1 protein-coding gene is annotated in these 1,206 nt (G+C 46.5%); it reads left to right on the top strand.

The features are described 5' to 3' along the window. Positions 1 to 52: 52 nt before the first annotated feature. Positions 53 to 1,200, top strand: a protein-coding gene (locus UYC_RS37055; RefSeq protein ID WP_085951638.1) for an IS630 family transposase whose coding sequence is annotated in 2 segments (ribosomal slippage) — positions 53 to 497 and positions 497 to 1,200 — 1,149 coding nt in all. Because the reading frame shifts where the segments join, the coding sequence is not laid out codon by codon here. Positions 1,201 to 1,206: the final 6 nt, after the last annotated feature.

Below are 1,206 nucleotides of genomic sequence, written 5' to 3'. Positions count from 1 at the left end.
AGCGCGACCGGACTAAAATAGTGCAATAAAGATGTTAAAAGTAGACAAAAAAATGGGACGTGGACGAAGGGACAAGATCCGCTTAAGTGCAGAACAAAGACAAAACTTAGAAATGATAAGCCGCAATGGTCATGCAGCAGCGAAAAAAATTCTCCATGCGCGTGTACTTCTGATGTCGGATGAGGGTGAATATGGGAAGCAACGTTGGAATGACCAACAGATAGGAGCAGCGCTGGGATTACATCGTAATAGCGTCGCCCGCATCCGCAGTTCATTTTTAAAGCAAGGAGAACAAGCAGCCCTCAACCGCAAGCCACGTCAGACATCACCTGTGTCGCGCAAATTAGACGGGGAAAAAGAGGCTTATCTGATAGCTATATGCTGTTCACCACCGCCAGATGGCAGGACTCGTTGGACGCTCAAGTTACTGGTAGACGAACTCAAAGCGCGTAGTATTGTCACGGAAATTGGTCGTGAGACTGTGCGATGTACGCTCAAAAAAACGAATTGCGTCCGTGGAAAAAGCAGCGCTACTGTATTCCCGAACGCGATACAGCACGCTTTGTAGCCCAGATGGAAGAAGTCTTAGACCTGTATACTAGCCAGCACACAGATTTGGAACCACTAATTTGCATGGATGAAGCTGCTTATGAGTTAAAAGCAGATGTATTCGAGCCAATACCAATGGCACCCAAAAGCGATCGCAAAGAGGATTACCATTATGAACGGCATGGTGTGCGTGCCTTGTTTATATTTTTTGATCCTCTGCGGGGATGGCGACGAGTGAGTAGTCGTCAGCAGCGTACTCGCGTCGATTGGGCATTGGAAGTTCGCCAACTTCTAGATGTAGACTATCCCCAGGCTCGGAAAGTCAAGTTAGTGTGTGACAATCTCAATACTCATCACATTGCTTCACTGTATGAAGCTTTTCCTGCAACTGTTGCCCATCGATTAGCTCGCCGCCTAGAAATTCACTATACCCCTCGTAATGGTAGTTGGTTGAATGTTGCCGAGATTGAGTTAAGTGTCCTTTCTCAACAATGTCTTGACCGTCGTATTTCCTCTGCCACCGAGTTAGAAAAGGAGTTATCTGCTTGGCAGAACCAGCGTAATCTCACCAATAGTCAAGTTCAATGGCGCTTCACTACAGAGGATGCCCGTATCAAACTCAAACACCTATATCCTAATGCACCAAATTAATCCGGT

The sequence above is a fragment of the Chlorogloeopsis fritschii PCC 6912 genome (genome assembly GCF_000317285.1).
Classification (GTDB): Bacteria; Cyanobacteriota; Cyanobacteriia; order Cyanobacteriales; family Nostocaceae; genus Chlorogloeopsis; species Chlorogloeopsis fritschii.
This window is presented reverse-complemented; position numbering and strand designations above follow the sequence as displayed.